Origin of the sequence: Arhodomonas sp. SL1 (genome assembly GCF_052060015.1) — a bacterium.
Classification (GTDB): Bacteria; Pseudomonadota; Gammaproteobacteria; order Nitrococcales; family Nitrococcaceae; genus Arhodomonas.
In genome coordinates this window covers 52,830-75,626 of record NZ_JBPODZ010000003.1, presented here as the reverse complement: position 1 = coordinate 75,626, position 22,797 = coordinate 52,830, and the positions used below count along the sequence as shown (strand labels likewise).

General features: G+C 69.6%; 20 protein-coding genes. 13 read left to right on the top strand and 7 right to left on the bottom strand.

Annotated elements, in window-relative coordinates; translation table 11 throughout:
- Positions 1–3 precede the first annotated feature (3 nt).
- From ACQ754_RS05810 to ACQ754_RS05770, 9 genes are all read left to right on the top strand, one after another.
- On the top strand, positions 4–1,110 hold the full coding sequence (locus ACQ754_RS05810) for a cis-3-hydroxy-L-proline dehydratase (RefSeq protein WP_440996063.1): 1,107 nt from the start codon (positions 4–6) through the stop codon (positions 1,108–1,110).
- A gap of 223 nt (positions 1,111–1,333) precedes the next feature.
- Positions 1,334–2,449, top strand: coding sequence for a branched-chain amino acid ABC transporter substrate-binding protein (locus ACQ754_RS05805; RefSeq protein ID WP_440996062.1), 1,116 nt, complete (start codon positions 1,334–1,336; stop codon positions 2,447–2,449).
- Positions 2,450–2,514: 65 nt separating this feature from the next.
- Positions 2,515–3,429, top strand: a complete 915-nt coding sequence (locus tag ACQ754_RS05800) for a branched-chain amino acid ABC transporter permease (RefSeq protein ID WP_440996061.1) — start codon at positions 2,515–2,517, stop codon at positions 3,427–3,429.
- Position 3,430: 1 nt separating this feature from the next.
- Positions 3,431–4,411: a branched-chain amino acid ABC transporter permease gene (locus ACQ754_RS05795; protein ID WP_440996060.1), complete on the top strand. Its 981-nt coding sequence runs from the start codon at positions 3,431–3,433 to the stop codon at positions 4,409–4,411.
- 9 nt (positions 4,412–4,420) lie between these two features.
- Positions 4,421–5,200, top strand: coding sequence for an ABC transporter ATP-binding protein (locus ACQ754_RS05790; protein WP_440996059.1), 780 nt, complete (start codon positions 4,421–4,423; stop codon positions 5,198–5,200).
- A complete protein-coding gene (locus tag ACQ754_RS05785; protein WP_440996058.1) occupies positions 5,197–5,919 on the top strand; it encodes an ABC transporter ATP-binding protein in 723 nt (240 codons plus the stop codon). Before ACQ754_RS05790 ends, ACQ754_RS05785 begins: the two co-directional genes overlap by 4 nt.
- Entirely contained in the window at positions 5,916–7,193 is a 1,278-nt protein-coding gene (locus ACQ754_RS05780) for an FAD-dependent oxidoreductase (protein WP_440996057.1), read from the top strand. The genes ACQ754_RS05785 and ACQ754_RS05780 overlap by 4 nt, the downstream gene beginning before the upstream one ends.
- Positions 7,183–8,325, top strand: a complete 1,143-nt coding sequence (locus ACQ754_RS05775; RefSeq protein WP_440996056.1) for an NAD(P)/FAD-dependent oxidoreductase — start codon at positions 7,183–7,185, stop codon at positions 8,323–8,325. The genes ACQ754_RS05780 and ACQ754_RS05775 overlap by 11 nt, the downstream gene beginning before the upstream one ends.
- Entirely contained in the window at positions 8,322–8,576 is a 255-nt protein-coding gene (locus ACQ754_RS05770; protein ID WP_440996055.1) for a 2Fe-2S iron-sulfur cluster-binding protein, read from the top strand. Before ACQ754_RS05775 ends, ACQ754_RS05770 begins: the two co-directional genes overlap by 4 nt.
- Positions 8,577–8,652: 76 nt before the next feature.
- Here ACQ754_RS05770 and rpoD read toward each other — a convergent pair whose 3' ends face one another.
- From rpoD to rpsU, 4 genes are all read right to left on the bottom strand, one after another.
- Positions 8,653–10,455 (bottom strand): RNA polymerase sigma factor RpoD, encoded by a 1,803-nt coding sequence (gene rpoD, locus ACQ754_RS05765; RefSeq protein ID WP_440996054.1) that lies wholly within the window; start codon positions 10,453–10,455, stop codon positions 8,653–8,655.
- Positions 10,456–10,560: 105 nt separating this feature from the next.
- A complete protein-coding gene (dnaG, locus tag ACQ754_RS05760; RefSeq protein WP_440996053.1) occupies positions 10,561–12,288 on the bottom strand; it encodes a DNA primase in 1,728 nt (575 codons plus the stop codon).
- Between the two features lie 68 nt (positions 12,289–12,356).
- A complete protein-coding gene (locus ACQ754_RS05755; RefSeq protein ID WP_440996052.1) occupies positions 12,357–12,809 on the bottom strand; it encodes a GatB/YqeY domain-containing protein in 453 nt (150 codons plus the stop codon).
- A gap of 17 nt (positions 12,810–12,826) precedes the next feature.
- Positions 12,827–13,039, bottom strand: a complete 213-nt coding sequence (gene rpsU / locus ACQ754_RS05750; RefSeq protein WP_435100770.1) for a 30S ribosomal protein S21 — start codon at positions 13,037–13,039, stop codon at positions 12,827–12,829.
- Between the two features lie 132 nt (positions 13,040–13,171).
- Between rpsU and tsaD the strand changes: the two genes are divergently transcribed.
- Entirely contained in the window at positions 13,172–14,197 is a 1,026-nt protein-coding gene (gene tsaD, locus ACQ754_RS05745) for a tRNA (adenosine(37)-N6)-threonylcarbamoyltransferase complex transferase subunit TsaD (protein WP_440996051.1), read from the top strand.
- A gap of 4 nt (positions 14,198–14,201) precedes the next feature.
- Here the strand turns inward: tsaD and ACQ754_RS05740 are convergent, their stop codons facing one another.
- Positions 14,202–15,617 (bottom strand): dihydrolipoyl dehydrogenase family protein, encoded by a 1,416-nt coding sequence (locus ACQ754_RS05740; protein WP_440996050.1) that lies wholly within the window; start codon positions 15,615–15,617, stop codon positions 14,202–14,204.
- Complete coding sequence (locus ACQ754_RS05735) at positions 15,614–16,291, bottom strand: TVP38/TMEM64 family protein (protein ID WP_440996049.1); 678 nt, start codon at positions 16,289–16,291, stop codon at positions 15,614–15,616. The genes ACQ754_RS05740 and ACQ754_RS05735 overlap by 4 nt, the downstream gene beginning before the upstream one ends.
- A 175-nt stretch (positions 16,292–16,466) precedes the next feature.
- Between ACQ754_RS05735 and hemB the strand changes: the two genes are divergently transcribed.
- From hemB to ACQ754_RS05720, 3 genes are read left to right on the top strand one after another with little or no spacing between them, the layout of a single operon-like run.
- Complete coding sequence (gene hemB / locus ACQ754_RS05730) at positions 16,467–17,489, top strand: porphobilinogen synthase (RefSeq protein WP_440996048.1); 1,023 nt, start codon at positions 16,467–16,469, stop codon at positions 17,487–17,489.
- Positions 17,486–18,316 carry a shikimate dehydrogenase gene (gene aroE / locus ACQ754_RS05725; protein ID WP_440996047.1) on the top strand — a complete coding sequence of 277 codons (831 nt, stop codon included), beginning with the start codon at positions 17,486–17,488 and terminating at the stop codon, positions 18,314–18,316. The genes hemB and aroE overlap by 4 nt, the downstream gene beginning before the upstream one ends.
- The gene (locus ACQ754_RS05720; RefSeq protein WP_440996046.1) at positions 18,313–19,530 is read left to right on the top strand and encodes a cation:proton antiporter; all 1,218 of its coding nucleotides are present in this window, start codon (positions 18,313–18,315) and stop codon (positions 19,528–19,530) included. The genes aroE and ACQ754_RS05720 overlap by 4 nt, the downstream gene beginning before the upstream one ends.
- Here ACQ754_RS05720 and ACQ754_RS05715 read toward each other — a convergent pair.
- On the bottom strand, positions 19,527–22,796 hold the full coding sequence (locus ACQ754_RS05715) for a DUF3427 domain-containing protein (RefSeq protein WP_440996045.1): 3,270 nt from the start codon (positions 22,794–22,796) through the stop codon (positions 19,527–19,529). The two genes, ACQ754_RS05720 and ACQ754_RS05715, sit on opposite strands and share 4 nt — an antisense overlap.
- Between the last annotated feature and the right edge of the window lies 1 nt (position 22,797).

Below are 22,797 nucleotides of genomic sequence, written 5' to 3'. Positions count from 1 at the left end.
CCCATGCGCATCACCGGCATCCGAGTCCATCAAGTGGATCTTCCCCTCCATGAGGGCGGCTACAGCTGGTCCGACGGCAACCGGGTGGAGGTCTTCGACACCACGGTGGTGGCCGTGGAGACCGATGCGGGCCTGACCGGCCACGGCGAGGTCTGCCCCCTGGGACCGGCCTATCTGCCCGCCTACGCCACGGGGGCGCGCACCGGCATCGCCGAGCTCGCACCCCATCTCCTCGGCTCCGACCCCACCGAGCTGCTGGCCATGGACCGGCTCATGCACCGGGCCCTGCGGGGCCACCCCTACGTGAAGTCCGCCATCGACGTGGCCTGCTGGGACCTCCTCGGCCAGGCCAGCGGCCAGCCGGTGTGCACCCTGCTCGGCGGACGCTTCGGCGAGGACTTCCCCCTCTATCGCGCCATCTCCCAGGACACCCCCGAGGCGATGGCGGCGAGCGTCGCCCGCTACCGCGACGAGGGCTACACCACCTTCCAGCTCAAGGTCGGCGGTGACCCCGACACCGACATCGAGCGCATCCATGCCGCGGCGGCGGAGCTCGACCGCCGCCACACCCTGATCGCCGACGCCAACACCGGCTGGTTGCCCCACCAGGCCCTGCGGGTGGCGGCTGCGGTGCGGGAGTTGGACGTCTACATCGAGCAGCCCTGCATGAGCTACGAGGAGTGCCTCACCGTTCGCCGCCACACCGACCGCCCCTTCATCCTCGACGAGGTGATCGACGGCGTGCCTATACTGCTGCGCGCCCTCGCCGACGGGGCCATGGACGGCATCAATATCAAGATCTCCAAGGTCGGCGGGCTCACGCGGGCGCGACGCCTGCGCGATCTCTGCCTGGAGGCGGGCATCGCGATGACCATCGAGGACAGCTGGGGCGGGGATATCGCCACCGCCGCCATCGCGCACCTCGCCCATAGCACCCCGGCGGAGTGGCGCTTCTCGGTTACCGACTTCAACAGCTACGTCACCGTGCCCATCGCCGAGGGGGCGCCCCGGCGCGAAGCGGGGCGGCTGGCGGCGGGCACCGACGCCGGTCTCGGGGTGCACCCCATCGAGGCGGCATTGGGCGAGCCCGTCTCCATCACACGGCGGTGAGGTCTTCCCGCCCGGTGGGCCCTTGCGGGTGACGACAATCGATTGTATAAAATATACCTAACAACGATAAGCACGGTACGCCGTGCCATGGAGGAGAGAGGACGAGCATGAACCCTCATTCGCCCTCTCCGACCGCCCTTCCCCGCGGGCAACCCGGCCGCACCGGTATTCCCCGGTATGGCCACAACGAGCAACTCGCGTAACACGCAACGGAGAGAGCACTATGTCCAAGCGAATCATTCCCATCGCCACGGCTGCGACCCTTGCGCTGGCCGTCACCGGCACCACCCACGCGCAGGAGCCCCTGGTCGTCGGGGTGCAGGTCCCCACCACCGGCTCCGAGGCCACCTATGGCGTGGACATGCAAAACGCCATCCAGATCGCCGTCGACGAGATCAATGCCGACGGCGGCCTGCTCGGCCGGGAGGTGGAGATACTGGTCGGCGACTCCGCCTGCGACCCGCAGCAGTCGGTAAACGCGGCCAGCAAGCTCGCCTCCGCCGAGGTGGTGGGCGTGGTCGGCGGCTACTGCTCCGGGGCCACGATGCCGACACTGAAGACCTACGGCGATGCCAACATCCCGTTCGTCATCACCGCCTCCAACTCCACCAAGCTCATCCCCGCCAACCCCGGCAACGCGTTCATGATCAACTCCACCGGCCATGATCAGGTGCGCAAGGCGGTGGACTTCTTCGAGTCCCAGGGTATCGAGCGCCTCGCCATCATCGACCAGGGCGACGCCTATTCCCAGGATCTCGCCACGCTGACCGCCGAGGAGTGGGACAAGCGCGACCACACGGTGGCCATGGAGGAGACCGTCAACAAGGGCGAGCAGAGCTTCGACTCCGTGGTGACCAAGGTCCGTTCCTCGGACGTGGACGCGGTGTTCTGGACCGCCTACTACGCCGACGGCGGCCTGCTCATCCGCCAGCTCCGTCAGGGCGGCTACCAGGGCCTGATCGCCGTGGGTGACGGATCCAACTCGCCGAAGCTCTTCGAGATCGCCGGCCGCGCCGCCGAGGGCGTATACGGCTTCTCCAACCCCATCGCCGAGTTCCTGCCCCAGGCCCAGGAGTTCATCGAGGCCTACGCGGACAAGTACGACGGCAGCCCGGGGCCGTACTCCACGCTCTCCTACGACGGCATGAAACTGCTCGGCTGGGCGATCGAGACGGCCGGCACCACCGAGGCCGACGCCGTGATCAAGGCACTGGCCTCTGCCGATGGCGAGGAGTGGCTCACCGGCCCCATCTCGTTCACCGACGAGAACACCCTTGCCCGCTCCAACTTCATCATCCTCAGGGGTGAGGGCGGCGGCTGGAGCCTGCACTCCAACTGATGCCTGCGCCGGCGGGGCGCCCGCCCCGCCGGCGGCAATTGTGAGCCGTCGGGAGAAAATCCCCCATGTCACTGACGGATGTCTTCCTCCAGCAGCTCGTCAACGGCCTGGTCGTGGGGTCGTTCTACGCCCTGGTGGCGCTCGGTTACACGATGATCTTCGGCGTCATCAAGCTGCTCAACTTCGCCCACGGCGACGTCTACATGGTCGGGGCCTTCGCGGGCTTCGGCGTCCTCTCCCTGGTCTCGGGCACCGTGGGTGCCGGCTGGGGCGGGATCTTCATCTCCATGATCGTGGCCATGGTGGCGGTGGGCTTCCTCGGGGTGCTCATCGAACAGGTGGCCTACCGGCCCATGCTCGCCGCGCCGCGGCTGTCCATCCTGATCACCGCCCTGGCGGTCTCGCTGGTGCTACAGAACGCCGCCCTGGCGCTCACCGACGGCCAGGTCACCGCCTTCCGCACCGACCTGGGCTTCGGCGGGCTCTCCATGGGCAACGTGTTCGTCAACTACACCCAGATCGTGCTGGTGGCCTCGGCCATCGTGCTCATGGTGGCGCTCGAGTTGTTCGTCTCCAAGACCATGTACGGCAAGGCCATGCGGGCGGTCTCCCTGGACAAGGACATGTGCCGGCTGATGGGCATCAACGTCCAGCGCATCATCGCCGTGACCTTCCTGGCCGGCTCGGCACTGGCGGCCGCGGCCGGCGTCATGGCGGGCGTCCAGTACGGGCGGATCTGGTACTTCATGGGGTTCCTGATCGGCCTGAAGGCGTTCACCGCGGCGGTCATCGGCGGCATCGGCAGCATCACCGGGGCCATGCTCGGCGGCCTGATCCTGGGCCTGCTCGAGGCCTTCGCCACCCAGATCCCCGGCGTCGGCGGCGAGTGGCGGGATGTATTCACCTTCGCCGTGCTGATCCTGGTGCTGGTGTTCAAGCCCACCGGGCTGCTCGGCAAATCGGAAGTGGAGCGGATGTAACATGGCCACCAACAAGGTCACCACCCGACCCGCCCCCGGGCCGATCGAGCGCCTCTACGCCGCCTTCGACGACCCCCGCCGCCGCTGGGCGCTGTACGCCGTGCTCGGCATTGCCCTGCTCGCCGCCCCGCAGGTGGTGGGCCAGTACGGCACGGTGATCCTCACCAACGCCCTGCTCTACGTCGTCCTCGCCCTCGGGCTCAACGTGGTGGTGGGCTTCGCCGGGCTGCTGGATCTCGGCTATGCGGCGTTCTTCGCCGTAGGCGCCTATACCACCGGGATACTGGCCCAGCAGTTCGGCATGAACTTCTGGCTGACCATTCCATTCGCGCTGATCGCCGCCGCTATCGCCGGCGTGATCATCGGCGGGCCGACCCTGCGGCTACGCAGCGACTATCTCGCCATCGTCACCCTCGGCTTCGGGGAGATCGTGCGCATCGGTGCCCGCAACCTGGAGATCACCGGCCGCGCCAGCGGGCTCACCGACATCCCCGAGCCCTCGGTATTCGGCTGGGAGCTCGCCGGCTCCACCACCTACTACTACGTGTTCGCGGCATTGGCGGTGTTCGCGGTGATCGCCAGCTACCGGCTATTGCACTCCCGCCTCGGCCGGGCCTGGCTGTACGTGCGCCACGATGAGGACGCCGCCGAGGCCATGGGCATCAACCGGGTGCGGGTCAAGCTCGCCGCCTACGTCACCGGCGCGGTGTTCGGCGCCTTCGGCGGCATCTTCTTCGCCGCCAACCTGGGTGCCATCTCACCGCAGAGCTTCAGCTTCCAGCAGTCGGTGCTGGTACTCATGGCGGTGATCCTCGGTGGCATGGGCAAGATCCCCGGGGTGATCCTGGGGGCCTTCATCATCATCCTCGGCCCGGAGCTGCTGCGTGACATCGGCTCGCTGCGACTGCTGGTCTTCGCCGTCATCCTTTTGTTGATCATGCTCTTCCGGCCCAGCGGCATCTGGCCGGGACGGCGCTCGTGAGGGGGCGACATGTTGCTTGAGCTCGACGACCTGGTGCTGCGCTTCGCCGGCAACACGGTGCTGGAGAACATCCGCTTCGGCGTCGCCGAGAACAGCGTGGCCAGCCTCATCGGCCCCAACGGCGCCGGCAAGACCTCGCTGTTCAACTGCATCACCGGTTTCTACCGCCCCCAGCAGGGCTCCATCACCTTCGCCGGCGAACAGCTGCTCAAGAGAAAGCCCCACGCCGTCACCAAGCTCGGGGTCGCACGGACCTTCCAGAACGTGCGCCTGTTCCGGGAGATGAGCGTGCTCGACAACGTCATGGCCGGCCAGCACTGCCGCTCCAAGGCCGGTGCCTTCGCCGCCGTGTTCGCCCTGCCGAGCCAGCGCGCCGAGGAGCGTCGGATCCGCGAGGTCTGCGAGGACTGCCTGGAGTTCGTGGGCATCGCCGACGAGGCGGACCGGATCGCCACCAATCTCGCCTACGGCCACCAGCGGCTGGTGGAGATCGCCCGGGCGCTCGCCACCGAGCCGAAGCTGCTGCTCCTCGATGAGCCGGCGGCGGGGCTGAACAGCACCGAGAAGTCGGAGCTGGTGCGTCTGATCCGTCGGATTCGCGACGAGCGCGGGGTCTCGGTACTGCTCATCGAGCACGACATGGGTCTGGTCATGGAGGTCTCCGAGCACATCAGCGTCCTCGACCATGGTCGCATCATCGCCGAGGGGACCCCGCAGGCGGTACAAGCGGACCCGGCGGTAATCGAGGCCTATCTGGGCCAGGACGAAGACGAACTGGAGCTGACATGAGCGAGACGGTACTCAGCGTCCGCGACGTCGAGGCGTTCTACGGCAAGATCCAGGCCCTGCACGGCGTCAGCCTGGACGTCCGGGAAGGGCAGATCGTGGCGCTGCTCGGCAGCAACGGCGCGGGCAAGACCACCACCCTGAAGAGTGTCTCCGGCCTGGTCCGCGCCCAGTCCGGCGAGATCCGCCTGCGGGATAAGCCGATCACCACCATGGCCGCCCATGCCATCGCCCGGCTCGGGGTGGTGCACGTGCCCGAGGGGCGGCACATGCTCAAGGGCCTGTCGGTGACCGAGAACCTGGAGCTGGGGGCCTTCACGGTCCGCGACGCGCAACTGCGCCGCCGGCGCCTCGAGGAGGTCTTCGAGCTGTTCCCGCGTATGGCCGAGCGGCGCAACCAGGACGCCTCCCTGCTCTCCGGCGGCGAGCAGCAGATGCTCGCCATCGGCCGGGCGCTGATGCAGGGCCCGGAGGTCCTGCTCCTCGACGAGCCCTCCATGGGGCTCGCGCCCAAGCTGGTCACCGACACCATGCGCATCGTCAAGCGCCTCAACGAGCGGGGCACGACCATCCTGCTGGTGGAGCAGAACGCCCGGCTCGCCCTGAAACTGGCGCACTACGGCTATGTGCTGGAGAATGGAAAGGTACGCATGCAGGGCGCCGGCGCGGAGCTGCGCAACGACGAGCGCATCATCCAGGCGTATCTCGGCGGAGCGGGATGACGGCAACGGGACACATCGCCATCGTGGGCGCCGGCCCGGCGGGGGAGAGCGCGGCGCTCACGCTCACCGACGCCGGCCGGCCGGTAACGGTATTCGACGAGCAGCCCCGGCCGGGGGGCAACATCAACCGCATCGCCGCCGACGCGCCGCCCGGGCCGCTGGAGCGGGCCGGTCCCGGGCTCCGGCTCGCCTGCGCCACCACCGTGCTCGCGGTGGACGCCGACGGTACCGTCACCCACCACAGTGAGGACGGCCTCGGTGCGGAACGCTTCGCGGCCGTCATCCTCGCCTGCGGCGCCTACGACCTCCACCGACCCCTGCCCGGCACCCCCGCACCGGCGGTGAGCAGCGCCGGGGCCCTGCAGGCCCTGCTCAAGGGGCAGGGCGTGGTGCCGAGCGGCGAGACGGTCATCGCGGGGGCCGGCCCGTTCCTCTACGTGGCCGCAGCCGGCCTGGCCCGGGCCGGGGCCCGGGTGAGCGCCGTGGTGGACGCCCTCGGCGTCACCGACTACGCCCGCCTCGTGCCGGCGGGGGCAGGCATCCCTGGCAATGCGGTGGAGCTCGCGGGCCACCTGGCCACCGTCAAACGCCATGGGACCACGGTGATGCGGGGCCGTCGGGCGGAGGCCGTGGAGGCAGACCGCCTCGTGCTGGAGGGCGGCGATGCCATCCCCTTCGACCGGCTCGGGCTCACCGATGGCTTCATCGCCCAGAGCCAGCTGCCCCGTACCGCCGGCTGCCGGCTTCGCTGGCACGCACCCGGCGGCTACTTCGTCGCCGGGACCGACGATCACGGCCGCAGCAGCGTTCCCGGGGTCCTGGTCTGCGGCGAGGGCCAGGGCGTGCGCGGCTGGCGCCACGCCCGGATCTCCGGCAAGCTCGCCGCCCTCGCGGTCCTCGCCGACGCCGGCGAGGCCGTCGACGAGGGCCGGCGACGGCGCCTGCTCGCGGCCCGGCGCCGCCACATCCGCTTCGGTGAGGCCCTGGAGCGGGCGCTGTCCTCGGCCGCCCCGATGCCCGCCGACGACGCCATCATCTGCGCCTGTGAGTCCGTGCCGGCCGGGCCGGTCCGCGAGGCCGTGGCCACGGGCCTGACTGACGTCTCCTCGGTGAAGGTGGTTACCCGCTGCGGGATGGGGCCCTGCCAGGGTCGTTACTGCGAGCCCCATGTGGCCCGGACCATCGAGCGCGGTGGCCACGAGCCCACCGGGGCGCTGAACCAGCGCATGCTGACGCGGCCGGTAACGGCCGGGGAGCTCGCCCGTGGCGCTTGACTGCGTGGTGATCGGGAGCGGGATCATCGGTAGCTTCACCGCACTGGCGCTGCACGAGCGCGGCCTGCGCGTCGCCGTGGTGGACCGTGGCGGCCTCGCCCCCGGCACCTCCCGCAGCAGTGACGGCAACCTGCTCTCCTCGGACAAGTCCCCCGGTCTGATGCTGGCGCTCTCCGAGCGCAGCCTTTCCCTGTGGGGGCGCTTCGCCCGGGACTACGGCAACCACTGCGAATACGACCCCAAGGGCGCGACGGTGGTGGCCCGGGGCACCGGCGAGGCCGAGGCCCTGGCCGCCCACGTGGCCGCCCACCGGGAAGCCGGCGTGGACTGCCGCTTCATCGACGACGGCTGGCTGGCCTACGAGCCCCACTTGGGCCCGGACACCTCCGCGATCGGCTACTGGCCGGCGGACGCCCAGGTCCAGCCCATGCTCGCCTGCTACCAGATCGCCCGGCTGCTGCAGGAGGGCGGCGTCCCTTATCGGTTCTACCGCGACGTCACCGCGCTGGAGCCGGGGCCGGACGCGGTGGCGGTGACCCTCGAGGGAGGGGAGCGACTGGAGGCCGGCCACGTGGTGCTGGCCACCGGCGTGTGGACCAACGAGTTGCTCGAGCCGCTGGGCCGGTCCGTGCCCGTGCGCCCGCGCAAGGGGCATATCGCGGTGCTCGAGCGCGGCGATGTGCAGGTCAACTCGAAGATCGCCGACTTCGGCTACCAGGCCACCGCCGAGGACACCAGCGGCGACGAGTCCACGGTACAGACCGCGGCCATCATCGAGTCCACCCGCAGCGGGACCATCCTCTGCGGCAGCTCCCGGGAGTTCTCCGGCTTCGACCGCAGGGTCGATCACCATACCCTGTCCCGGGTCCTCGCCGACTGCATCGCCATCGTCCCGGACCTCGCCCGCCTGCGGGTGCTGCGCGCCTACACCGGCCTGCGCCCGTTCCCCGCCGACGGCCTGCCCATCCTGGGACCGGTGGACGATCAGGGGCGCGTGGTGGTGGCCACCGGCCACGAGGGCGCCGGCCAGGGCCTGGCCCCGGTAACCGCCGAGCTGGTGGCGGAAATGATCGCCAAGGGCGAGACCCGCCCCTTCGATGGGGCGCTGCATCCGGAGCGGTTCCGACAATGAGCGAGACGGCTTTTCGGCCGGCCGGGCCGGCCCCGGATCAGACCGCGGAGGTGACGGTGGACGGCGCCGCCGTGGCGCTGCCGGCGAACCGCAGCCTGCTCGCCGGGCTGCTGATGGCCGGCAGCACAGTGGATTTCTTCTGCGCCATCGGCCAATGCCAGCGTTGCCGCGTTCGGGTCAATGGCGAGACCGTGATCGCCTGTCGGTACACGCCCCGGCCCGGGGATACCATCGAGACCGACCCAACCTGACGTAGGAGCCGGCCCTGCCGGCGAATTGCCGCCCGCGAACCGTCCGCCGGGCGGCATTTGCGCGCGGGGCGCGCTCCTACTGCTCGTCGAGGAAGCTGCGCAGGGACTCCGAGCGGGTCGGGTGCCGCAGCTTGCGCAGGGCCTTGGCCTCGATCTGGCGGATGCGCTCGCGGGTGACGTCGAACTGCTTGCCGACCTCCTCGAGGGTGTGGTCGGTGTTCATGTCGATGCCGAAGCGCATGCGCAGCACCTTGGCCTCCCGCGGCGTCAACCCGCCGAGGACGTTGCGCACGGACTCCTTCAGCCCCTCCCGGGTGGCGGAGTCCACCGGCGACATGACGTTGATGTCCTCGATGAAGTCGCCGAGGTGCGAATCCTCGTCGTCGCCGATGGGCGTCTCCATGGAGATCGGCTCCTTGGCGATCTTCAGCACCTTGCGGACCTTGTCCTCGGGCATCTCCATGCGCTCGGCGAGCTCCTCGGGCTGGGGCTCGCGGCCCATCTCCTGGAGCATCTGCCGGGACACGCGATTGAGCTTGTTGATGGTCTCGATCATGTGCACCGGGATGCGAATGGTCCGGGCCTGGTCCGCGATGGAGCGGGTGATGGCCTGGCGGATCCACCAGGTGGCGTAGGTGGAGAACTTGTAGCCGCGGCGGTACTCGAACTTGTCCACCGCCTTCATCAGCCCGATGTTGCCCTCCTGGATGAGGTCCAGGAACTGCAGGCCGCGGTTGGTGTACTTCTTGGCGATGGAGATCACCAGCCGCAGGTTGGCCTCCACCATCTCCTTCTTGGCGCGCCGTGCCTTGGCCTCGCCGATGGACATCCGCCGATTGATCTCCTTGATCTCGGCGATGGGTAGGCCGGTGTTCTCACGGATCTGGGCCAGCCCGGACTGGGCCTCGACGAGCTCGTCGCGATGGGCGGCGAGCTTGTTCGAGTAGGCCTTGCCGGCGGCGATCTCCTCGTCCACCCAGGAGAGATCGGTCTCCCGGCCGGGGAAGCTCTTGATGAAGTGCTTGCGCGGCATACCGGCGCGCTTGACCGCCACCCGCATCACCTCGCGCTCCATGCCGCGGATACGCTCCACGGTGGTGCGCAGGTTGTCGGCGAGGCGCTCCACCACCTTCGGCACGAACTTCACCGACAGGAACAGCGTGGCAAGCTCCTCGCGGATCTCGTCCACGCGCCCATCCTCGCGGCGGCCTTCGTCGAGCTTGGCCATCAGCTCCTGGTGGAGCTCGTGGATGCGGTTGAAGATCTGCGCCGCCCGCTCCGGATCGGGGCCGGTCTCCACCACGGCATCGTCGTCTTCCTCCGCGGCGCCGGTCTCCGCCTCGGCGGGCGCGGCCGGCTCGTCCGGGTTGTCCCGGAAGCCGCCGATGATGTCGGACAGGCGCAGCTCGCCGGCCTGCACCGCCTCGTAGAGACCCACGAGGCTGCGCGCGGACTCGGGGTAATAGGCAATCGCCCGCAGGACCTGGTCCAGCCCCTCCTCGATCCGCTTGGCGAGTAGGATCTCGCCCTCGCGGGTGAGCAGCTCCACGGTCCCCATCTCGCGCATGTACATGCGCACCGGGTCGGTGGTGCGGCCGAACTCCGCATCCACGGAGGCCAGTGCCGCGGCCGCCTCCTCGGCCTCGTCCTCGTCCGTGGTGACGGCCGTGTCGCTCAGCAGCAGCTCATCGGCATCCGGCGCCTGTTCATGGACGGTGATGCCCATGTCGTTGATCATGCCGATGATGTCCTCGATCTGCTCCGGGTCGACGATGTCGTCGGGCAGGTGGTCATTCACCTCGGCGTAGGTAAGAAAGCCCTGCTCCTTGCCCCGGGCGATCAGCTCGCGAATCTGTGACTGCTGGTCCTGGCTTGCCATATTCCGTAAAGTAGTGTCAGCTTAAGAAAAGGGAGAAGAGGCTGAAAGCGTGCGCGCTGTCGGCTGAACCGGGCATTATAGCCTGGAATGCGCGTTTCACAACTTTCATCCCCGCTTCAGCGCCACCCACTCCTGCCATTCGTCGCGGGTGAGCTCGCCGCGCTGCAATCTCTCGTTCAAGTATTGCAGGCGCTTTTCATTCCTCAATGCCTGGATCCGCCCGATGGCGTCGAGGAACTCCCGCTCCAGGCCCGACTCGGGGACCAGGTGATCCCAGGTCGCCAGCCACCAGAGCGCGGTCTCGTGCTCCGAATCCCGGAACCGCTCAAGCAGTGCGCTGGTCGTGATGTGCGGGTCGGAACGGGTGATTTCAAGCAACTGCAGTAACAGCCCGACGCCCGGCACGTCGGCATCCGCCATTCCCCCGGTATCCTCCACCGCCGCGCCGAGCGCGGGGCGCTGGAGCAGCAGCGCCACCGCCAGGCGCACCGGCGTGCGCCGCACCGCCCGGTCGTCGACCTGCTCCGCCTTGCGCGTCGGACGCGCCATGGTCTCCGTGCCCTCGATCACCGATTCCAGGTAGTCGGCATCCAGCCGCGCGAGCCCGGCGAGGCGTTCGACCATCATGTGCCGGTAGACGTCCGGCGGCAGCCGGCGCAACAGCGGCACCGCACGGTCCACCAACCGCGCCCGGCCGTCCATGCTCGCCAGGTCCACCTCCTCGGTGAGCCGTTGGAACAGCCAGTCCGACAGCGGTTCCGCCTCCGCGAGCAGCGCCTCGAAACCCTCCCGGCCGCGGCTGCGCACCAGGCTGTCCGGGTCCTCGCCCTCGGGGAGGAAGAGGAAGCGCACCTGGCGGCCATCCCGCAGGGCGGGCAGGCTCGCCTCCAGCGCCCGCCAGGCCGCCTGGCGCCCGGCCTCGTCCCCATCGAAGCAGAACACTAGATCGGAGGTAACCCGGAACAGCCGCTCCACCTGGCGGGTACCGGTGGCGGTGCCGAGGGTCGCCACCGCGCGGCTGACGCCGAACTGCGCCAGGGCCACCACGTCCATGTAGCCCTCGACGACGATGATATCCGCGGGCCGCCGATCCACCTCCAGCAGCTCGTAGAGCCCGTAGAGCCCCTGGCCCTTGTGGAAGACCGGGGTCTCCGGCGAGTTCAGGTACTTGGGCTCGCCCTCGCCGAGGACCCGGCCGCCGAAACCGATCACCCGCCCCCGGCGATCCCGGATCGGGAACATAATGCGGTCGCGGAAGCGATCATAGGCCCGGCCGCCCTCCTTCTCGACCACCATGCCGGCACGCACCAGGGCATCCCGGTCACCGAGCTCGCGGAGCAGGTTGTCCCACCCCGGCGGCGCGAAGCCGAGCCCGTAGCGCGCCGCCACCTCGCCGCTGACCCCGCGGCGGCGCAGATACTCCACCGCCCGCTCCCGTTCGGGGTGGCGGCGCAGCCACCCCCGGTAGAGCTCGGTGGCCCGGGCCAGCACGCGGTAGAGGGGCTCGTGGCTCTCCGTCGGGGCGTCGCGGGCCTGCTCCGGGATCTCCAGCCCCGCCATCTGGGCCAGCGCCGCCACCGCCTCACGGAAATCCATTCGGTCGTATTCCATCAGGAAGCGGATGGCGGTGCCGTGGGCGCCGCACCCGAAGCAGTGGTAGAACTGCTTGGTGGGGCTGACGGTGAACGAGGGGGTCTTCTCGGTATGGAAAGGACAGAGCGCCTGGTGGTTGGCCCCGGCGCGCTTTAACTGGATGCGCTCGCCGATGACGTCGACGATGTCGACGCGGGCAAGGAGCTCGTCAATGAACTGATCGGGGATGCGACCGGCCATCGGGCCCTCCACGCCGCCGCGGGCGGACTCCGGCGGCCCCCGCGGGCGACGCCACGACGGCGTTCAGTCTAGCCGGAAAGGCGTGCCTTGACCCGGGCGCTGACCGCACCCATGTCGGCGCGCCCCTGCACGCGGGGCTTGAGCACGCCCATGACCTGCCCCATGCCGCGTATATCCGATGCGCCGGTCTCGGCGATGGCCTCATCCACCAGGGCGTCGATCTCAGACTCGGACAGCGGCTGGGGCAGGAACTCCGAGATCACCGTGATCTCGGCACGCTCCTTCTCGGCGAGGTCGTCGCGGCCGGCCTCCTCGTACTGCTCGAGGGCCTCACGCCGCTGCTTGACCATCTTCGAGAGCACCGCCAGGACGTCCGCATCGGAGAGCTCCGAGCGGCTGTCCACCTCCTGTTGCTTGATCGCCGCGGTCACCATGCGCAGCACGCCCAGGCGCGTCTTGTCCCCGGCGCGCATGGCCTGCTTGACGGCATCGGTGATCTGCGACTTGACGGTGCTGCTCATCGGCGGGCCTGCGGCGTTCAATACATCCGCATACGGCGCTGCTCGCGCTGCAGCCGCTTCATGTGCCGCTTGACCGCCGCCGCCTGCTTACGCTTACGCACCTGGGTGGGCTTCTCGTAGGACTCACGGCGGCGGATCTCGGAGAGCACACCGGCCTTCTCACAGGAGCGCTTGAAGCGGCGAAGAGCGACCTCGAAGGGCTCGTTTTCGCGAACCTTTACGTGCGGCATGTACTGATCACCTTCCTTGAATCGGATTTCACGGTAGAATTGATGGTTCACCACGGGCACCAGAACCCCGGTGGTCAAGGCGCGTAATTTTATACCCCGGCGCGGGGCGATTGCAAAGCGAGCCTCTCTCCCATGCGCGTACTCGGCATCGAGACCTCCTGCGACGAGACCGGCGTCGCCGTCTACGACGGCAGCCGCGGCCTGCTCGCCCACCGGCTGCACAGCCAGGTGGACACCCACGCCCGCTACGGCGGGGTGGTCCCGGAGCTCGCCTCCCGGGATCACGTGCGCAAGCTCACGCCGCTGATCCGTGAGGCCCTGACGGACGCGGAGACCACCGGCGCGGAGCTCGACGTCATCGCCTACACCCGCGGCCCCGGCCTCGCCGGGGCACTGCTGGTGGGCGCGGCCACGGCCCGGAGCCTGGCCTTCGCCCTGGAACGGCCCGCCATCGGCATCCACCACATGGAGGCCCATCTGCTCGCGCCCCTGCTCGAGGCCGAGCCGCCGGCCTTCCCCTTCGTCGCCCTGCTGGTCTCCGGCGGCCACACCATGCTGGTGCAGGTGGCCGGCGTGGGCCGCTACCGCCTGCTCGGTGAGAGCGTCGACGACGCCGCCGGCGAGGCCTTCGACAAGACCGCCAAGCTCCTGGGGCTGGGCTTCCCCGGCGGGCCGGCGGTGGAGCGGGCCGCCGCCGGTGGCGACCCGGGGCGCTTCCGTTTCCCCCGGCCCATGACCGACCGCCCCGGCCTGGACTTCAGCTTCAGCGGGCTGAAGACCCATACCCTGCACACCGCCGAGGCCAGCGGCGACGCCCCCCAGACCCGGGCGGATATCGCCCGCGCCTTCCAAGACGCGGTGGTGGACACCCTGGCCATCAAGTGCCGGCGCGCCCTGGAACAGACCGGGGTGCAGCGCCTGGTGATCGCCGGGGGCGTGGGCGCCAACACGGCGCTGCGCGAGCGGCTGCGGGAGGTGGCGGAACGCCGGGGCGCGCGGGTGTTCTACCCGCGCATCGAGTTCTGCACCGACAATGGCGCCATGATTGCCCACGCCGGCTGGCTCCGCGCCGCCGAGGCCGAGCACGACCGCGCCTTCGACGTCGCCCCGCGCTGGGCGATGGAAGGGCTGCAACCGCCCGCTCGCCGGGCCGCCTGAGCCCTCAGGGGATCAGCCGCTGCAGCCAGCGCACCACCCGCCGTGTGCCTGGCCGGAACAGTTGCTCGCCATAGAGGGTATTGGCGGCGCGACGGTGGATCTGGGCCAGGGTCGGATAGGCGTGCACGGCCGCGGAGATCGTCCCGAGCCGCACCCGCGCCTGCATGGCCACCACGATCTCGTGGATCAGCTCGCCGGCATGGGCCCCCAGGATGGACGCCCCCAGGATCCGCCCGCGGCGGACCACCAGGCGGATACGCCCGTCGGTGTCGCCGTCGATGATCCCGCGGTCCAGCTCCGCGAAGGGGTACTCCAGCACCCGGGCGTCGGGGTGGCGCTCCAGGGCCTCGGCGGGGGTGAGGCCCACCTGGGCGAGCTCCGGGTCGGTGTAGGTCACCCGCGGGACGACCCGGTAGTCCGCCCGTTTCGGCATACGGAACACCGCATTGGCGATGACGATCCCCGCCTGGTACTCCGCCATGTGCGTATACGGGTGCATGCCGGTGACATCGCCGCAGGCATAGATATGGTGCTGGTCGGTGCGCAAACGGGCATCCACGGCGATACCCCGGCGGTCATGGGCCACCCCGGCGGCCTCCAGGCCGAGGCCCTCCACCGCCGGCACCCGGCCGGTGGCCACCAGGATGCGATCCGCGCTCACCGGCCGGTGATCCTCGCCCTCGTTGAGCTGCAGGGTCACACCGTCCACCTCCCGATCCACCCGCTCGAGCCGGGCACCGAGGTGGAAGCGCACCCCCTCCCGCGCCAGCGCACCGCGGAGCTCCGCGGCGAGGCGGGCGTCCTCCCGAGGCAGTACCTCCGGGGCGGCCTCCACCACCGTCACCCGGCTGCCCAGACGGGCAAAGGCCTGGGCAAGCTCCAGGCCCACCGGCCCGGCCCCCACCACTACCAGCCGCGGCGGCAGCTCGCGCAAACCGAATACCGTCTCGTTGGTGAGATACCCCGCCTCGGCAAGCCCCGGGATCATCGGCACCTGGGGCCGCGAGCCGGTGGCGATGACGAAGCGCCGCGCCCGCAGCGCCTCCCCCTTGACCCGCACCTCCCCGGAATTGACGAATCGCGCGGCACCGAAACGCACGTCCACCCCGTAGCTACGGAACCGCTCCGGATCGTCGTGGGCCTGGAGGGTGTCGATGACCGAACGCAGGCGGTCGTTCACCGCGGCGAGGTCCACGGCGGGCTCGTGGGCCGGCAGACCGAAATCGCCACCGCGGCGCATCAGCTGCGCGACCGCCGCCGAGCGCAGCAGGGTCTTGCTCGGCACGCAGCCGTAGTGGAGGCAATCGCCGCCGAGGCGGGACTCGCGCTCGAGCAGCGCCACATCCAGACCCAGCTGGCCGGCGACGCTGGCGGTCACCAGTCCGGCGACCCCACCGCCGATGACCACGAGATCCTTCATACCTCCCCCTTCCCGGCGTCCGGACGGCCCTGGCGGTAGCGTCGCACCAGCCGCGGCAGGAAGGCCACCGCCGCCAGCGCCCCCACCGCGATGAGGATTGCGTTCACCGCCCCCCGGTCCCCGGCCACGGCGGTGGCCCCGGCATGGCCCACCCAGGCGTAGGCCAGCGCCCCCGGCACCATGAACACGGCACTCGCCAGCACATAGTGCAGCAACGCGATGCGGGTGAGCCCCAGGGCGTAGTTCAGGAGATTGAACGGAAACAGCGGCACCAGCCGGGTGAAGGCGACGAACCGCCAGCCCTCCGCCTCCACGCCGTCGATCAGGCGCCGCAACCGCCCGCCGGTGCGCCGGGCCACCCAATCCCCGGCAACGTAGCGGGCGATGAGGAAGGCCAGGGTCGCCCCGGTGGTGGCCCCGGCCACGGCCCATAGCGTGCCGGCCCAGGGGCCGAACAGCACGCCGGCGGCGATGGTGAACACCAGCCCGGGCAGGAAGGCCACCGCACCCGCCGCATAGGCGGCGACGAAGGCCAGGGGCGCCCAGGCGCCGAGGGCATCCAGCTGTGCCCGCAGCGCCGCCACGGTGAACTGCTCCCGATGCCACAGGCCGATCCCAATCAGGGCCGCCACGGCGGCGACCACCGCCAGACGTCGCCATTGCTCACCGCTCACGCATGCCTCCCGGGCGTCACGGAGTCACCCGCACAGTCTGCCCGCTCCGGTGACGGCGCGATATCCGTAGTCACCGCCACGGGCAGCGAGCCGCAGGTCGAGGGCGGCCCGCAGCTTGGGCCACCCCCGGCGTTGGCGGCATAATGCCCGCACTAGCCAACGCGGAGGCAGGCCCTTGTCCCTGGATCACATCGCCGCCGGGCGCTACCCGGCCACTCGCATGCGGCGCATGCGCGCCGACGACTTCTCGCGCCGGCTGATGCGCGAGCACACCCTCACCGTGGACGACCTCATCTACCCGGTGTTCGTCCTCGAGGGGACCAACCGCCGCGAGCCGGTGCCCTCCATGCCCGGCATCGAGCGTCGCAGCGTGGACCTGCTCACCGCCGAGGCGGAGCACCTGGCAGCCCTGGGGATCCCGGCCATCGCGCTGTTCCCGGTGACCCCGCCGGAGCGCAAGAGCCTGGACGCCGCCGAGGCCTGGAACCCCGACGGCCTCGCCCAACGGGCGGTGCGGGCGGTCAAGGACGCGGTGCCACAGCTCGGCGTGATCACCGACGTGGCCCTGGACCCGTTCACCAGCCACGGCCAGGACGGGCTGCTCGACGACAGCGGCTACGTGATGAACGACGAGACCGTCACCGCCCTGGTCCGCCAGGCCCGCTCCCACGCCGAGGCCGGCGCCGACGTGGTAGCCCCGTCGGACATGATGGACGGGCGCATCGGCGCCATCCGCGAGGCCCTGGAGGCGGACGGCCACACGCTGACCCGCATCATGGCCTATTCCGCCAAGTACGCCTCCAGCTTCTACGGCCCCTTCCGCGACGCCGTGGGCTCGGCGGGCAACCTCGGCCGCGCGGACAAGAAGACCTACCAGATGGACCCGGCCAACTCCGATGAGGCCCTGCGCGAGATCGCCCAGGACATGGACGAGGGCGCGGACATGGTCATGGTCAAACCCGGCATGCCCTACCTGGACGTCATCCACCGGGTGAAGCACCAGCTCGGCGTGCCCACCTTCGCCTACCAGGTCAGCGGTGAGTACGCCATGCTCCGCGCCGCCGAGGCCAACGGCTGGCTGGACGGCCGGGCCTGCGCCCTGGAGGCGCTCACCGGCTTCAAGCGCGCCGGCGCCGACGGCATCCTCACCTACTTCGCCCGGGACGTGGCGGAGTGGTTGAAGGGGCAGCACAAATGAGCGCGGCCGAGGCGGCCCCGGACCGCTATGCGGTAATGGGCAACCCCGTCGCCCACTCGAAGTCGCCGCGGATCCACGGGATGTTCGCCGAGCAGAGCGGCGAGCACATGGTCTACGAGAAGATCCTCGTCGCCGAGGACGGCTTCGCCGAGGCGGTGGCGGAATTCGAGGCCGCCGGCGGCATGGGGCTCAACGTCACCGTCCCCTTCAAGGGCGACGCCTGGGCCCTAGCCGACAGCCTCTCCGAGCGCGCCGAGCGCGCCCGGGCGGTGAACACCCTGATCATCAGCGACGCCGGGCTCTACGGCGACAACACCGACGGCATCGGCCTGGTCCGCGACCTGCGCGACAACCACGGCGTTCCCCTCGCCGGCGCCCGGGTGCTCATCGTCGGCGCCGGCGGGGCGGCCCGCGGCGCCCTGCCCTCCCTGCTGGAGGAGGGCCCGGCGGCGCTGCACATCGCCAACCGCACCGCCGACAAGGCCGAGCAGCTGGCCGCCGCGTTCGCCGACGCGGGTACCGTCACCGGGGGCGGCTACGACGCCCTCACCGGAGGCTTCGAGGTGGTCATCAACGCGACCTCCGCGGGCCTCCATGGCGAGCTGCCGCCCCTGCCGGACGACCTGCTCGCCGAAGGCGCCGCCTGCTACGACATGGTCTACGCCGACGAGCCCACCGCATTCGTCCGTTGGGGCCGGGACCACGGCGCGGCGCTCGCCGTCGACGGCCTGGGCATGCTCGTGGAGCAGGCCGCGGAGTCGTTCTTCCTCTGGCGGGGCAAGCGCCCCGAGACCGCCCCGGTGATCCGGGCGCTGCGGCCGGCATGAGCGAGGCGGCCGAGGCGGCCAACATCGACGCCCTGCTGGTACTGCTCATCGGCGTCACCACGGCGGCGGCCATGGTGCTGCGTTCCTTGTGCACGCGCCTGGGCCTGCCGTCGCTGGTGGGCTTCCTGCTGCTTGGCGTCGGTATCAGCGCCATCGACAGCGCCAGCCCGTTCCTCTCCCCCGCCGCCCACGATGGCCTGGAGCTACTCGCCAACCTGGGCCTGGTGGCCCTGCTGTTCCGGGTCGGCCTGGGCCTCGATCCGCGCAAGCTCCTCGCCAAGCTGCCCGGCGCCAGCCTGATCTGGGTCGGCAATGTCGCCGTCTCCGGGCTGCTCGGCTACGCGGTGGCCAGCTGGGTGCTGGGTATCGAGCTCATCCCGTCGCTGGTGATCGCGGTGGCCCTCACCGCCACCAGCATCGGTGTCGCCATGCCCATCTGGGAGGAGGAGGATGCCCTGGACGACGAGGCCGGCAACCTCACCGTGGACGTCGCCGAGCTCGACGACATCTCCGGCGTGGTCTTCATGGCGCTGCTGTTCGCCATCCTGCCAGTGCTGCAGGCCGGCAACGGCGCCTTCTGGGGCTCGCTGGGCAGCTCCGCCACGGACCTTGCGGTGCGCTTCGCCGGTTTCACAGTGTTCTGCTGGGTCTTCGCCCGCTTTGCCGAACCGGCCCTGTACCGCGCCCTGCACCGCTGGGAGCGCCCCCCGGAGCGGCTGCTCACCGTGGTGGGCCTGGGCGCGGCCATCGCCGCGGTGGCCGGGGTGCTGGGGTTCTCCCTGGCGATCGGCGCACTGTTCGCCGGCCTGGTGTTCAGCGCCTACCCCGAGCGGGTGCAGACCGAACGCAGCTACCAGGCGCTGTACAATTTCCTCACGCCGTACTTCTTCATTGGCATCGGCCTGCGCTTCGCGCCGGAGCTGCTGCTCACCGCCGTGGGGGCCGGGCTGGTGCTGGCGGTGGCCGCCGTGGCCGGCAAGCTCATCGGCACCTACCTGCCCGCCCGGCTGACCACCGACCGCGCCTCCGCCCAGCTCATCGCCGTGAGCATGGTGCCCCGCGCCGAGATCGCCATGGTCATCGTCCACCAGGCCCACCAACTTGGCCCCTGGGCCCTGACCGACGGCCTCTACGGCGCCATGGCCGTGGTGAGCCTGCTCACCTGCATGCTGACACCGCCGGTGCTGAAGCGGATGTTGGCAGGGCGTGCCTAACCCACCATCTCCCAAGCCACCGACATCGGCCCACTCCCCTGGTGCCGCAGGTACCGCATGCGACCGTAGTAAGTAAACGGCGCTGCCTTGCCGCCGGACAGCCTGGCATCGCGCACGAACAGGTGGACTGGAATGCCACGCTGCTCGTGTTCGATGATCTCCCGTCCCCTCTTGCTCTGCGGGGTCGTGTTGTTCTGGCTTTGCCAGTGGAAGGTGTGCTCGTCGATGAAGTAGTCGTGGTAGCGGTGGTTGGCGTCTTTGCCCTGTTTGTTCAGGGTCACCAGAAGGATGTGCGCATGGGGGTTCTGCAGCACGATATGCCCTGAGTTCCAGTTGCCCGGATTGAACTCGTGGCCGAATAGGGCCGGGATGTCTTCCCGCATGAAGCTCTCGCCGACTGCCATGTCCAAGGGGTCGATTTTGGCCTTCAGCCGGGCGAAGGTGCGCATGCCCTCGTCGGCCTCCAGGTCCGCGTAATCCGGGTTGGTGGCCTTGAGGATGTAGCGGTCGTCGACGGTCTTGGTGACGATGCGTAGCAGGTACTCGGCGTCGCCGCTTTCGTCGACGCGTTCGATGGCCATCGTGCCGCCGGTGATGGAGCCGGCGCTGCCCGGCGTGACCCGCTCCAGCAGCAGGTAGTCGCCATCACGGATGGGCTGCTTGCCGCCATTCATGGAGTTGCCCGAGGCCCGGGCGATGAAGTGCCGGCCGGCGTCCAGGCGGCCGTACTCCGGTCCCAGGGCGCGGTATTCCTCGGCGTCCGCGCGGCCGGATTTGAAGTGGCCGCAGGCAATGCGGATGTTGGGGAAGTATGGCAGTTCGGTGCGCTCGTTCCGGTCCGGGAACGGTAGCACGTCGGCCTTGGGTGCCTCGGTCTGTTGCAGGCGGGTCTGGTAGGCGGCGAGGCGATAGTCCACCAGCTCCTGGATCATGGCCGTAAGGGTTTCCAGCTGGGTGTCGTCGACGTGGAACTGTGGCTCGAATCGGCCGTCACGGACGTGAAACCAGGCCTGGGCGTTTTCGCCCCTGTTGCCGCCGACCCAAGCGTTGACGGGGTTGTCGCGCCAGTATTTGAGCCAGCTGGCGGGGTCGACGTTGTCTGTGTCCCGCAGGTTTTCGTGGATGTCCGGGTTCAGCGGGCGTCGGCGGCGGAAGACCTCCAGGCTCCGCGCCGCCAGCGCTTCCACCGTCGGCGGCCGGGTCAGGCCGTCCAGCTCCAGCAGGGCTTCCAGCAGCACCATCTTGAAGCTCTTGGTCATGGCGGTGGTCTCGACCTCCTGCAGGAAGCCGTTGTGCTGTTGCAGGCAGGCCTGCTCGGGCGGCTCCAGGTCGCCCTGAGAGGCGACGAACTGCCACCAAGGGCCATGCTGCTGGCGCAGGCGGCTCATGCTGACGCCAGCGCGGTACATCTCCGCGGCGGTGGGGCGCCGGCCCAGGGAGGCCTTGAGGGCCTCGTATTCGTTCTCGAAACCCCGGGTGTCGAGCTGCTTGAGGAACTCGATGATCCGCAGGTCGTAGTTCACGAAGCAGCCGGCGGGAAGTTCGACCTCGCCGCGCTCCAGCCGTCGGCCCAGCTCGGCCAGCTCCCGCTGGGTGGCGCCGGCGCCGAGCAGGGCCTGGGGCTTGTTGAGGAAGCCCTTATGGTTGCCGATGAAGTCCAGCACCACTAGGCGCTCCTTGCCTTCGTGTTGCCGCAAGCCGCGGCCGAGCTGCTGGAGGAACAGCACCTTGGAGTCGGTGGGCCGTAGCATCATCACGGTATCGATGCCGGGCAGGTCCGTGCCCTCGTTGAACAGGTCCACGGAGAAGATCACGTCCAGGTCGCCGGCGCGCAGCTGCTCCAGCGCCTCGGAGCGGTTCAGCGTGGAGGCACCGTGGACGGATGCCGCGCGCACGCCTTCGCGCCGGAACTGTTCAGCCATGAAGTCGGCGTGCTTGCGCGAGCAGCAGAAGGCCAGGGTGCGTTGCTGACGCTTCTCCCGCCATTCCCGCAGGGCATGCCGGGCCCGGCCCAGGGTGGCCAGCTTGTTGGATAGCACCTCCGGGTCGAAGCGACCGCTGCGCCAGGGGATTTCCTGGTAGTCCACCGCTTCGTCGTAGATGCCGTAGTAGGTGAATGGACACAACCAATCGCCGTCGATGGCGCCGAATAGGTCATAGTGGAACACCAGGTTGTCATCGCAGAAGGAGAGGATGTCCGACTGGTCGGTGCGGTCCGGCGTGGCCGTCAGTCCCAGCAAGAAAGGCGGGTTAAAGTGCTGGAGCAAGCGGCGATAGGTCGGCGCCGAGGCGTGGTGGAATTCGTCGACAACGATGTAATCGAAGTGGTCTGCCGCAAATTGCTCCAGGTGCTCGTCCCGTCCGAGGGTCTGGATTGAGGCGAAAAGCAGCTCCACGTCACCGTCTTTCTGCTTCCCGCTGTAGTAGCCGACCCGCTTGTGGGGCAGCACGCGCTGGAAGGTCTCTTCCGCCTGCAGAAGGATCTCCTCGCGGTGGGCGACGAACAGGACCCGCGTCGCGCGTATCTGCTTGGCGTCGAAGGCGGCGAGGAAAGTCTTGCCCAGGCCGGTGGCCATGACCACCAGACCGCGCCGGTAGCCCGTCTCGCGGGTCTCGGGCAGGGCGGCCAGGGCTTCCTGCTGGACTTCGTTGGGGACGGCAGGAAGCGGTTCCCGGTCATCGCTACCGGGGGCCACCGCCTGGGCCGGGGGCTGGCGGCGGCGTTCGTAGGCCTCGATCCAGTCGTATTCCAGCGGTACGGCGCGGTGCGTGGCGAAGAGCTGCTCGAACTGCTCGCGGACTTCCCGGAAGCGCTCGACGGCCTGCCGGTCGGTCTCGTCACTGCGGGCTACCCGGTAGTTCCATTCCAGGCCGTCGGTAAGGGCCTTGCGGCTGATGTTGCTGGAGCCGACGAAGGCGCTGCCGTGGACCACGGCGCCGTCCTCCGTGCGCAGGAAGATGTAGGCCTTGAGGTGGAAGCTGTACTGCCCAGCCTCGAAGACGCGCACGTCCGCGCCACGCTCCTTGAGCAGCATCAGGCTGCGCAGGGCCCGGGGGTCGGTCACGTCCAGGTAATCGCTGGTGAGCACGCGCAGGCGCGCCCCGCGGTGCGTGACCGCGTCCACCAGGGCCTCGAAGATCAGCTCCAACCCGCTGTGCTTAATGAACGCCACGGCGATGTTGATCTCGGTGGCCTGGTGGATCTCCTGCTCCAGCTTGGGCAGGAACGGGTCGTCCAGGCCGCCGGTGGTGAGATAGCCGACCACG

What these genes read in the sequence shown, in the direction of transcription:
- ACQ754_RS05810 (WP_440996063.1), top strand. Translation starts at nt 4, where the DNA reads ATGCGCATCACCGGCATCCGAGTCCATCAAGTGGATCTTCCCCTCCAT.
- ACQ754_RS05805 (WP_440996062.1), top strand. Translation starts at nt 1,334, where the DNA reads ATGTCCAAGCGAATCATTCCCATCGCCACGGCTGCGACCCTTGCGCTG.
- ACQ754_RS05800 (WP_440996061.1), top strand. Translation starts at nt 2,515, where the DNA reads ATGTCACTGACGGATGTCTTCCTCCAGCAGCTCGTCAACGGCCTGGTC.
- ACQ754_RS05795 (WP_440996060.1), top strand. Translation starts at nt 3,431, where the DNA reads ATGGCCACCAACAAGGTCACCACCCGACCCGCCCCCGGGCCGATCGAG.
- ACQ754_RS05790 (WP_440996059.1), top strand. Translation starts at nt 4,421, where the DNA reads ATGTTGCTTGAGCTCGACGACCTGGTGCTGCGCTTCGCCGGCAACACG.
- ACQ754_RS05785 (WP_440996058.1), top strand. Translation starts at nt 5,197, where the DNA reads ATGAGCGAGACGGTACTCAGCGTCCGCGACGTCGAGGCGTTCTACGGC.
- ACQ754_RS05780 (WP_440996057.1), top strand. Translation starts at nt 5,916, where the DNA reads ATGACGGCAACGGGACACATCGCCATCGTGGGCGCCGGCCCGGCGGGG.
- ACQ754_RS05770 (WP_440996055.1), top strand. Translation starts at nt 8,322, where the DNA reads ATGAGCGAGACGGCTTTTCGGCCGGCCGGGCCGGCCCCGGATCAGACC.
- rpoD (WP_440996054.1), bottom strand. Translation starts at nt 10,455, where the DNA reads ATGGCAAGCCAGGACCAGCAGTCACAGATTCGCGAGCTGATCGCCCGG.
- dnaG (WP_440996053.1), bottom strand. Translation starts at nt 12,288, where the DNA reads ATGGCCGGTCGCATCCCCGATCAGTTCATTGACGAGCTCCTTGCCCGC.
- ACQ754_RS05755 (WP_440996052.1), bottom strand. Translation starts at nt 12,809, where the DNA reads ATGAGCAGCACCGTCAAGTCGCAGATCACCGATGCCGTCAAGCAGGCC.
- rpsU (WP_435100770.1), bottom strand. Translation starts at nt 13,039, where the DNA reads ATGCCGCACGTAAAGGTTCGCGAAAACGAGCCCTTCGAGGTCGCTCTT.
- tsaD (WP_440996051.1), top strand. Translation starts at nt 13,172, where the DNA reads ATGCGCGTACTCGGCATCGAGACCTCCTGCGACGAGACCGGCGTCGCC.
- ACQ754_RS05740 (WP_440996050.1), bottom strand. Translation starts at nt 15,617, where the DNA reads ATGAAGGATCTCGTGGTCATCGGCGGTGGGGTCGCCGGACTGGTGACC.
- aroE (WP_440996047.1), top strand. Translation starts at nt 17,486, where the DNA reads ATGAGCGCGGCCGAGGCGGCCCCGGACCGCTATGCGGTAATGGGCAAC.
- ACQ754_RS05720 (WP_440996046.1), top strand. Translation starts at nt 18,313, where the DNA reads ATGAGCGAGGCGGCCGAGGCGGCCAACATCGACGCCCTGCTGGTACTG.